General features: G+C 57.7%; 5 protein-coding genes. 1 reads left to right on the forward strand and 4 read right to left on the reverse strand.

Translation table 11 applies throughout. The features are described from left to right. Window positions 1–117 precede the first annotated feature (117 nt). Window positions 118–1,059: an aldo/keto reductase gene (locus tag VMJ32_09500; protein ID HTQ39252.1), complete on the reverse strand. Its 942-nt coding sequence runs from the start codon at window positions 1,057–1,059 to the stop codon at window positions 118–120. A gap of 489 nt (window positions 1,060–1,548) precedes the next feature. Continuing rightward, window positions 1,549–2,115, reverse strand: a complete 567-nt coding sequence (locus tag VMJ32_09505; GenBank protein ID HTQ39253.1) for a hypothetical protein — start codon at window positions 2,113–2,115, stop codon at window positions 1,549–1,551. 265 nt (window positions 2,116–2,380) lie between these two features. Between VMJ32_09505 and dnaE the strand changes: the two genes are divergently transcribed. After that, window positions 2,381–5,980: a DNA polymerase III subunit alpha gene (gene dnaE, locus VMJ32_09510; GenBank protein ID HTQ39254.1), complete on the forward strand. Its 3,600-nt coding sequence runs from the start codon at window positions 2,381–2,383 to the stop codon at window positions 5,978–5,980. A gap of 68 nt (window positions 5,981–6,048) precedes the next feature. Here the strand turns inward: dnaE and VMJ32_09515 are convergent, their stop codons facing one another. Both VMJ32_09515 and VMJ32_09520 read right to left on the reverse strand, forming a co-directional pair. Beyond that, window positions 6,049–8,250 carry a protein kinase gene (locus tag VMJ32_09515; protein ID HTQ39255.1) on the reverse strand — a complete coding sequence of 734 codons (2,202 nt, stop codon included), beginning with the start codon at window positions 8,248–8,250 and terminating at the stop codon, window positions 6,049–6,051. 258 nt (window positions 8,251–8,508) lie between these two features. Then, window positions 8,509–9,024: a VOC family protein gene (locus VMJ32_09520; GenBank protein HTQ39256.1), complete on the reverse strand. Its 516-nt coding sequence runs from the start codon at window positions 9,022–9,024 to the stop codon at window positions 8,509–8,511. Window positions 9,025–9,083 lie beyond the last annotated feature (59 nt).

Raw genomic sequence — 9,083 nt, forward strand, 5'->3', positions numbered from 1 at the left:
TTTTGGTCCGGGGTGGGTGGGCGGCCGTGAATTAACTCGAAGGGTTTTTAGCCATTAGCCGGGTGTTGAGCGTAGCGATACGCCCGGACCATGTTGGCGATTGCCCGCCACCGAATCTCACTTCGCTCTCGGAATGAACCCGGGAACGCCGGTCTGCACCACGCTATTCAGCCGAACTCGGGTTTTAATTCCCTCGCTGATCTCCCGCACGGCGTCGTCCGGAATGGCCGAAACATCGAAGTTTTCCTGAATCTGGCTGGGGATTTTCGAGGTGGTCAGCAGAGCCGTCCCGCGCTGAATCGCCCAGGCCAAAAGCACTTGGGCCGGCGTCTTCTTCACTCGCCGCGCGATGCCCGTGACGATAGGATCGTCCACCAACTTGGGCTCCATGCCGTGCCCCAGCGCCGCGAAAGCCTGCAGCACAATGCCGTTGGATTTGCAATAGTTCAGCAGCTCCCATTCCGGCAAATACGGATGGCTTTCGACATGCACCACCGCTGGCTTGATCCGCGCGGCGGCAAACACCTCTTGCGTCTGCGCAAGCCCCACGTCCGACAATCCAATGGCCTTGCACAGGCCCGCGTCCACCAATCCCTCCATCGCCCGCCACGTATCCAGTAGCGTTACCCCTTGGTCATAAATCACATTGCCGGCGGCATCGCGCGGGTCCTGCTCCTCGCCGGGCTGGAAAGCAAACGGCGTGTGAATGAGATACAAATCGACATAGCCGAGTTGCAGCTTCTTCAGGCTAGCCTCGCAAGCGGGTTTGACGCGCTCCGGCCGATGGTTGGTGTTCCACAGCTTGGTGATGACAAACACGTCGTCTCGTTTGATCTTGCCCGCGTGGAATACCTCCTGCATCGCTTCGCCGACTTCTCGCTCGGTCCGGTAACGTTCCGCCGTGTCGATGGTGCGAAACCCCGCCTCCAGCGCCGCCTTGGTTGCAGTGCGCGTGGCCACCGGGTCGGGAATGAGCGTGCCAAAACCGAGCGCCGGCATGACGCCGGAACCATGCCCCAGCGGAAGTTTCGTGTAGCGAAGATCGTCAGGCTTTGCCATGTTCTCGCTCCTTCTTTCAGAACCCCCTCCCATTGGGAGAGGGCAGGGTGAGGGGTGCTGGGAATCAGCGAAACCGAAACAGCCTCTCAGATGATTCCCGGTTTTCTGCAAAATCAATCCGCCTCACGTCCCGCCTATTTTCCCGCGCGGCGGGCAGAATAACTAGCCGGGTGGCTGGGTGGCCTAGTGCCGTGTGTCTGGGTCAAATCCGCCGCGCCTTCGTTGCGCCAGCCCATAAAGCCGGCGATGGCATCGCCGGTAGATAAATACTGCAAGCAACCACCAGACGAACCGCAATCGCCCACCGACCTTCGCTTCCACCCAACCACTGCTGGACAAGCCAGCAGTGGCACCAGTGCACGCTCGATTGATGCTGCAAGCCAGAATTAGATTTGTGCTGTTCGCTTGCCAAACTCTGGTTCTATCTTAGCACTGCTGGACAAGCCAGCAGTGGCACCACTGCGGCAACAGTCGGTCAACCAGGGGACTTTATTGTGGTTGGATGGCTACAAAGTAGAAGGTTTCCACTTCGTCAGTGGGATGATTTCCCATTTCCACTGTGCAAACTGAGAAACCTTTTTCAGAGACGTTGTAAACGGATGCCACATAGCTGCGATTGTAACTAGCTACGAGCGGCATCACGACAACCATCGGCGCTTCTGCAAATGTGTTAGGTTTGAAATTCACGATTGTTTCGCCCACCTGCCCCGGATTCATGGTCACATTGGGACTCCCAATTACGGATTTGTCCTTCCTATTCACCTTGCCTGTAACAACAATTGGAAGACTTGTCACGACCTGATTTTTGAGCTGTTCCGCTGCAACATTTTTAGCATTACCCAGTCTGCTAAATTCATCTTCCAGATTTACGATCTGTTCTCGTATTTGACCTTTAAATTCTTCATCGAGCTGCTTCTGCACTTCACGGGGAATCAAGAAAAAGTGATTCAGCCCAAAATATGCACAGACACCGGCAACGAGACTTCCAACCAGCCACTTCGCAATCCAGATCTGCCATTCGAGGTCAGAGACTCTTTTCTCAAATGTATCGGCCATTGGATTTGCCCTCATTGAAGGTAGTGTGAAATGCCGCACTGGCACCATTGATGCCTTGCCCAGCAGTGTCCTAAATTAAACGGCGTATTGGCATCGATCAACGCACATCTTTTCCCCGCTTGTAGAATCTATCGAGCGGCTGGTCACGATGAGCTAAGAAGTCCGGCATTTTGCAGCGCCTATCCATCGAACCAAATCAGCAGTAAAATTGCGATTTAGCTTCCCTCTCCGTTCGACGGACCGCGCCGCTCCCCCAGGAATCTTCATGAGCACCCAGCCGTTTGTTCATTTGCATTGCCACAGTCATTACAGTTTGCTCGATGGGGCCAGCCCCATCGACAAGCTCATCGCTCGGGCGAAAACGTTGGGCATGAATGCGCTGGCGCTGACCGATCACGGCAATTTGCACGGGGCGCTGGAATTTTATCAGCGGGCCAAGGCCGAAGGCATCAATCCCATTCTCGGTTACGAAGCGTACGTGGCCCCTGACAGCCGGCTGAAAAAAGATACCGGCAATTTGAAGGAGGCCAGTTACCACCTGACGCTGCTGGCCCAAAACCGCACCGGCTTTCGCAACCTCATCAAGCTGGCGTCCAAAGCGTATTTGGAAGGCTTTTATTTCAAGCCCCGCATCGACCGCGAGCTGCTGGAGCAATATCACGAAGGCATTATTTGCTTAAGCGGCTGCGTTTCCAGCGAATTCAGCAAGGCGATTCTCAAAGGGGGCGGGAAAGAAGAGCAGTTCATCGCCGAGGCTAAGGAAATTGCGGCTTGGTTCCACCAAATTTTCGGCGAACGGTATTTCATCGAAATCCAAAACAACGGCCTGGAAATTCAACAGCGCCAAATGGAAGGCGCGCTGGAAGTCGCCCGGCAAACGGGCCTGCCGCTGGTCGCCACTAGCGACGCCCATTACGTGAATCAGGAAGATTCCGACGCCCAGGACGTGATGCTGTGCATTAACACGGGCAAGTTCCGCTCCGACACCAACCGCATGCGGATGGACACCAACCAATTTTTCCTCCGCAGCCCGGCCCAAATGTACGAAGCGTTCCCCGGCCTGGACGAAGCGCTGAAGCAAAGCCAGTTGATCGCCGACAGTGTGAACATCGAACTGGAACTGGGCAAGCGGCATTTCCCCAACTTCGCCCCGCCGGAAAGTAAAACGCCCACTGATTATTTGCGCGAACTGTGCGTACACGGCCTGAAAGAACGCTATGCTAACCGGTCCGATCGAATTGTCGAGGGCGAGTTAGCGCCGGATGTTATTGCCCGGCTCGATCACGAGTTGAACGTCATCAACACGCTCGGCTTCCCGAATTATTTTCTCATCGTGTGGGATTTTGTTCGCTATGCCCGCGAGCAAGGCATTCCCGCCACGGCGCGCGGCTCGGGCGTGGGTTCGCTCGTGGCTTACGCATTGTATCTGAGCCACGTGTGTCCGCTGGAATTCGATTTGTTGTTCGAACGGTTTTTAGATTTGAATCGACGCGAAGCGCCTGATATCGACATCGATTTTTGCAAAGACCGCCGCGGCGAAGTCATTCAATACGTCAAAGAAAAATACGGCGCCGACAACGTGGCCCAAATTGGCACCTTCGGCACGCTGGCGGCCCGGGCGGCCATTCGCGATGTCGGCCGGGCCTTGGGCATGCCCATTCCGCGGGTCGACGCCATTGTGGCCACCGTGCCCAACGCGCTAAACATCACGCTCGACGAAGCACTCCAGCAAAGCGCCGACATGAAAAAAGCCTACGACTCCGATGCTGAAACTCGCGAGCTGCTCGATCTGGCTCGCAAAATCGAAGGCCTGGCCCGCAACGTCGGCACGCATGCCGCGGCCGTGGTGATTGCCGACCGTCCGCTGACCGAATACGTGCCGCTGTGCCGGGTGCAAAACAAAGACGAAATTATCACGCAATGGGCCATGGAAGACGTGGAGCGGGCGGGCCTGTTGAAAATGGATTTTCTCGGTCTGCGCAACCTGACGGTTCTTTCCAAAGCGGTCGATTTAATTGCGCAGACGACAGGCAAAAAAATCGACCCGTATCAATTCCCACTCGACGACAAGGAAACGTTCGCCCTGCTTTCGCGCGGTGAAACCAAAGGCATTTTCCAACTCGAAAGCGGCGGCATTCGCGACCTATTGCAAAAGATGAAGCCCGACCATTTCCGCGACATCATCGCCACCAACGCGCTGTATCGTCCGGGGCCGTTGGAAGGGGGCATGGTGGACGATTACGTGCAAGTCAAACTCGGCCGCAAAAAGGCCGTGTACCTGCACCCGGTGATGAAAGACGTGCTGGAAGAAACGCACGGCGTGATGGTGTACCAGGAACAAGTGATGCGCATTTTGAATCGCCTGGGCGGCATCGATTTGGCCGACGCGTACACCTGCATCAAAGCCATCAGCAAAAAGAATTTGCCGAAGATCGCCAAGTTCCAGGAAGATTTCATCGCCGGCGCGGTAAAGCAAGGGCTGAGCGAAAAGCAGGCGGACGAATTATTCGGCCTGATCGCCAAATTCGCCGGCTACGGCTTCAACAAATCGCACAGCACGGCCTACGCGCTGATCGCCTACATGACGGCGTATTTGAAGGCGCACTATCCGTTGGAATTTATGGCCGCGCTGTTGTCCGGCGACATCGACGGGCGAAACTTCAAAAAGAAAGATTCGCTCGTCGAGCATTTGGACGATTGCCGCCGCATGGGCCTGGCGGTGCTGCCCCCCGACGTGAACGCTTCGCAGGCCGATTTCACCGTGCAGGAAGGCAAAATCGCCTTCGCGCTGGCGGCCATTAAAGGCTGCGGCGGATCGGCCGGTCACGCTATTACCGCGGCCCGGCAGGCTGAAGGGCCGTTCCAAAGCCTGTTTGATTTTTGCGAACGCTGCGATCCTTCCGTCGTCAATCGCACCGCGCTGGAAAGCTTGATCAAATCAGGCGCGTTCGATCAACTTTCCAAGCACGGCAATCGCGCCGCGTTGTGGGCCTCGCTCGATCGCGCTTTGCAAGCCGGCGCTGCGAAACTGGCCGACAAGCGCGCCGGTCAAAAAGGATTGTTTGATGATGATTCCGCCGAACCGCAAACCAGCGGCGACGGCGAAGCCTTGGCCAATGTGCCGGAGTGGCCGGAAAAAGAACGCCTGTCCTACGAAAAGGAAGTGTTGGGCTTTTATCTCAGCAGCCATCCGCTGGAAGAACATCATGATTTACTGGCCACGCACTGCTCCCACACCACGGCCGAAATCGCCAGCCTGCCGCAGCGGACTGAAGTGACACTCGGCGGCATGCTCTCGGCCGTGAAAATTTCCTACACCAAAAATCCGCGGCCCGGTTCTACACACACCAAGTACGCCATGTTCGACGTGGAAGATTTGGAAGGCATCATCCGCTGCATCTTGTGGCCGGAAGATTTCGCCAAATTCGGCCAGTTGGTTCAGGCCGAAGCGATTTTGGCGGTGCGCGGTGTCGTCGATCGCCGCGCCGGCAGCGAGGAATCGAACATCATCGTCAACGAGCTGCTGCCGCTGGAAGAACTGCGCCGCCGCGGCACCAAAGGCATACTAATTCGCGTAAACGAAGAGACTCACGGCCCGGCAGCACTGGAACAACTGCGCGAACTGGCAGCCGAATTTCCCGGCGATGCCGAATTGAACTTGCTCCTTTGCCTGGCCGACGGCCACCGCCTGCAATTGAAAAGCGATTCGCTGCGGGTGGAAGTGAACGCCGAGCTGCGGCAGCGCATCGAGCAACTTTTGGGTCCGGGGAACGTCCGGGTTTTGACCGCCCCGCCGCGACCATCGTCCGCCGGTCCGCACCCGTCATATTTTTCTCCTCGCGCTGCTGCCGCCGCCAAAAACTAATGGCCCTCGCTTGAGCCGCGGCGCATTTTGCAAGCCCGCAAAGGCCGCCCCGCAAAGCGCAAATCGTCTTAGCTGCCGGTGTGAACCGTCTCTGCGTCGGGCTTGGAAAGTGCCATGGTCGGCTGCCATTGGGCGGGCGATTCCACTATTCGCAAGACAAACCACCACAAACCCAGGATCACCAATCCAATGACCACGAGCGCTACCAACCCGCTGCCCAGCAAACTGGCCCGCAACTGCGTCAGCGTGGTGCCAATGGCTTCCTCGTAAGGGTCCTGCACAATAATGACCCAGCCCGAGGGCGCTTCGTGCAGATTGCGACCCTCACCTTCCAATAGCTCGATGGGCGCTTCGGCCGCCAGGTAACGTTGCCGGTAATCGGTCCCTTCCTCGTCGCTGGCCAGCGGATCGCGGTAATCGGCCGTGCCCTCCTTCAATTGCGAAACGACGTCGGGGGAAATCCGATACTTTCCGTCGTTCACAAACCGTTCCAAATGCGCGTCCGATTCTTTCCGCAGCTTCTGCAACAGGGGGTGTTGCAAAATCAAGCCGTTGTGCGCTCCCTCGCGCACGTCTACCAGCACCGGAAATTGCCGATCCTCCTCCAGCAAGTTGATGAAGTTGGTCGCCAACTGAAACGATACGCCAATCACACCCATAAACTGCTTTTGATTTGGGTCTTTCTCGTCGACTTTGAACACCGGCGTGGAAATCGAAACCACCCACAAACCAGTCGAGCTGCTCTCGTGCGCCGCCGATAAATGCGTTTTTTGAATGTGCTGGTCCGGCGCCGGTTGCCAATCGGCAGGCTGATCGGTCGAGCCGCCGTAAAAATAACTGCTCGCCGCGTAATTGTGCCCCAACAACCCTTCGTGGGCGTACCAGTGCGCCACCAGCACGCCGCGGGCGTCGGTAATAAACCAACTGTCGCTGCGTTGATTTTCCGCCAGCATTTCGCGATCGAAAAACTTCAGCCGATCTTGCAGCGCTGTAATTTCCGGCGCTTTGCGGAGTTGATCCGCCAATTCGTTGAAACGCTTTTTGACTTCTTCCGGATCGCCCAATCCCGTCAGCACGGCGTGCATTTGCGGGTCGTTTTCCATCGCACTTAAAGTGTTGACAATTTGCGGATCGCGCGCCGCCTCCTCCACGTCGTAAAACCGGCTTTGCAATTCCGCGCTGGCGCCGCGTGCGGCGCTTTGGGCGGCAAACCCTAAGCCTTTCAGCGCGCTTTGGGTCAGCGCCTCATTGGAACGTCGCAACGACGTGTTGAACCACATCCCGGCCGCCCCCGCCATCACCGCCAGCAGCAGCATCGGCCCCAGGGCGCCCAACACCATCAGCGGCCGCCGCGAGCGCCGCCGCTGCCGCGCATCCAAGGCATCCAATACTGTTTGCACGGTGGGATAACGCGCGCTCGGATCAACCGCCAGGCAGCGATCAATGATGGTCGCCAATTCATAATCGACTCCCCGCACGTCATGATGTTCGGTCGCCGGCGGCGCCTGTTCAATCAGCCGGCGATAGCGCAGCAGCCGCCCCGCCAAGTCCGGCGCACGTTCAATCTCGCTCACACTTTTTTCATTGCGATGCGGCGGATGCCCCAGCAGCAACGCGTAAAAAATCGCCCCCAGGGCGTACACGTCCCACCGGGCGTCGGCCATCGCCTGCGAATCGGCCTGTTCCGGCGCCATGTAAAACAGCGTCCCCAGCGCCGGCGTTTGCTCGCTGGAAAGGCGCGATTGCCCAAAATCCGCCAGCCGCGGTTTCCCGTCTTGATCCAGCAAAATGTTCGCCGGCTTCAAGTCGCAGTGCAAAATGCCTTTGCTGTGCGAATGCATCAACCCGACGGCAATTTCACGCAATAGCGCCGTAGCTTCCGCCGCCGGCAACGGGCCGTGCTGCTCCAGCCGTTCGTCCAGCGAGCCGTTTTCGACATACTCCATCACGTAATACGGGGGCTCGGCTTCCCAGCCGACGTCGAGCAACTGCACTACATAACGATCGGCCGACAAAAACGCCAGCTTTTCCACCTCGTGAGACAACAGCGACCAATCCAACCCGCCGCGGTGCAAATAGAATTTGATCGCCACTTTGCGGCCGGTCGTCCGGTCAATCGCCACCCATACTTCGCCGTACGCTCCGGCGCCCAAAAAGCGCCGCGGTTCGTAGCCCGTCACTTCGCACGGTGGACAAGCGCGCTGCCGGCTGAGATTCAGCGAGCGCTCCAGTTCCTCGCTGCCTTGTGCTTGGGTGAAATCGGATGCCATGATGCAAGGCAGAGTGCGGTAGGTAGAAAACAGAAGACGGAGGATCAAAAGCAGGTAGCCCTATTTGCTTTTAATCACCGACATTACTCAGGCGGGCCATAACTTATCATGGATGACCATCCAGCCACGGTCAATGTCTACGTAAGAATCTAGGGCGCAGGAGGCAGGGCGCAGGGAGTAGGCAGCAATGTCGATGCGGCGGCCAACGCAGAATTTTTTAGTTGTCTACCCCCTGCGCCCTGAATCCTGCGCCCTCTGCTATCCGTTCGGCCAGGCAAACAAGCGGATCGTATTGCCGTCCGGATCAGAAGTGATGATCTCCTGAAAACCCTCAGGGTCATCGCGCGGGCGGGTCACCGGAGAGCCCGCCTCCAACAGCCGCTGGGCCACGCCGTCCAAGTTCTCCACTTCGAAGCCCAAGCTCCAGCGAGCGCTCGGTTCGCCCGCGGCGCGCCGTGCTAGCAGGCTAAGCCGCGTTTCGCCGGCTTCAAACAACGCATAACCGTCTTCCACCACACGCACCAAAACTCGCAACCCCAACGTCTCGCGATACCACTTCACGGCCGATTCCCATTGGTCCGTGCGCAGCTCGACGCAATACAACCCGGGCCGTTCGCGTTTGAAACCAAGGCTCATCGTAGGGGCGGAGCGGGACGACTTGATGGGAAACGTTGGCGCTGGGCGTCGCAATGAATTGATTTTCGGATCGTACAACCTGGGAGCCGGTTTCGGCGAGGGGGTCGGACGCTCCATTTTCTCGCGGCGTGCTGGCATTGCGCTACAACCTCTGTGAAAATGCTGAACCACCGGCCCACGGTGGCAATCTTCCTTAG

This window comes from Pirellulales bacterium (assembly GCA_035499655.1).
Taxonomy (GTDB): Bacteria; Planctomycetota; Planctomycetia; order Pirellulales; family JADZDJ01; genus DATJYL01.

Coding starts and splice junctions, on each gene's coding strand:
- VMJ32_09520 (HTQ39256.1), bottom strand. CDS start 9,024: ATGCCAGCACGCCGCGAGAAAATGGAGCGTCCGACCCCCTCGCCGAAA.
- dnaE (HTQ39254.1), top strand. CDS start 2,381: ATGAGCACCCAGCCGTTTGTTCATTTGCATTGCCACAGTCATTACAGT.
- VMJ32_09515 (HTQ39255.1), bottom strand. CDS start 8,250: ATGGCATCCGATTTCACCCAAGCACAAGGCAGCGAGGAACTGGAGCGC.
- VMJ32_09505 (HTQ39253.1), bottom strand. CDS start 2,115: ATGGCCGATACATTTGAGAAAAGAGTCTCTGACCTCGAATGGCAGATC.
- VMJ32_09500 (HTQ39252.1), bottom strand. CDS start 1,059: ATGGCAAAGCCTGACGATCTTCGCTACACGAAACTTCCGCTGGGGCAT.